At 61.8% G+C, this 1,319-nt stretch carries 1 protein-coding gene; it reads right to left on the bottom strand.

The window, feature by feature from the left end; genetic code table 11:
* Window positions 1-1,304, bottom strand: a 1,304-nt coding sequence (gene hisD / locus C8N31_RS20145) for a histidinol dehydrogenase (protein ID WP_107992412.1), incomplete at its 3' end; no start/stop codon positions are given.
* Between the last annotated feature and the right edge of the window lie 15 nt (window positions 1,305-1,319).

The raw sequence follows: 1,319 nt of genomic DNA on the forward strand, positions 1-1,319 counted from the left end.
GCCGCCTCGCCATATGGCACGTTCTGGCCGCCATAGCGGCGGACGCGCAGGTTGCATTGTTCGGCGTGGCCGACAAAGCCTTCGAGCAGGCACAGGCGCGAACCATAGGCGCCGATCATCGCGGCGGCTTCATCCGTGGTGACTTTCTGATAGCTGTGGGTCTTGAGGTATTTACCGACCCACAGACCGCCCGTATAGCGCCCCGCCTTTTTGGTGGGCAGCGTGTGGTTGGTGCCGATCACCTTGTCGCCATTGGCCACATTGGTGCGCGGGCCAAGGAACAGCGCGCCATAGCTGTGCATGTTCTCCAGATACCAATCATCGCGGTCCGTCATCACCTGCACATGTTCATAGGCCATGTCATTGGCGACCTGCAGCATCTCCTCGTGGGTGTCGCACAGCACCACATCACCAAAGTCTTCCCAGCTGACCGAAGCGGTGTTGGCGGTGGGCAGGATTTGCAGGATGCGTGTGATCTCGGCCATCGTGGCCTCGGCCAGTTTGCGCGAGGTGGTGATCAGGCAGGCAGGGCTGTTATAGCCATGCTCGGCCTGCCCCAGCAGATCGGTGGCGCACATCTCGGCATCCACCGTGTCATCGGCAATCACCATGGTCTCGGTGGGGCCCGCAAACAGATCAATGCCCACACGGCCAAAGAGCTGGCGCTTGGCTTCGGCGACAAAGGCATTGCCCGGCCCGACCAGCAGATGCACCGGCGCGATGCTTTCGGTGCCGATGGCCATTGCGCCGACCGCCTGAATGCCGCCCAGAACATAGATCTCATCCGCGCCGCCGATGTGCATCGCGGCAATCACCGCCGGGTTCGGCTCTCCGTTGAAGGGCGGCGTGCAGGCGATGATGCGCGGCACCCCCGCCACCTTGGCCGTGGCCACCGACATATGCGCCGAGGCGACCATCGGGAACTTGCCGCCGGGCACATAGCAGCCCACTGATTGCACCGGAATGTTCTTGTGGCCCAGGATCACACCGGGCAGCGTTTCAACCTCGATATCGGTCATCGAGGCCCTCTGCGCCTTGGCAAAATTCACCACCTGTTCCTGGGCAAAGCGGATGTCGGCCATGTCACGCTCGGACACCTTGGCGATGATCGCCGCGATCTCGTCATCCGACAGGCGGTAGGAGGGACGGTCATAGCCGTCAAACTTCACCGCCAGCTCATGCACCGCAGCATCGCCGCGCGCCTCGATATCCGCCAAAGTGGAGGCCACAACATCCCGCACCTTCGCGTCATCTTCTGCTTTTTCTGTCTCGGGCTTGCTGCGCTTGAGAAATTCGATCGCCATTGCTCTTATCCTTGA

The sequence above is a fragment of the Sulfitobacter mediterraneus genome (assembly GCF_003054325.1).
GTDB classification, from domain to species: domain Bacteria; phylum Pseudomonadota; class Alphaproteobacteria; order Rhodobacterales; family Rhodobacteraceae; genus Sulfitobacter; species Sulfitobacter mediterraneus.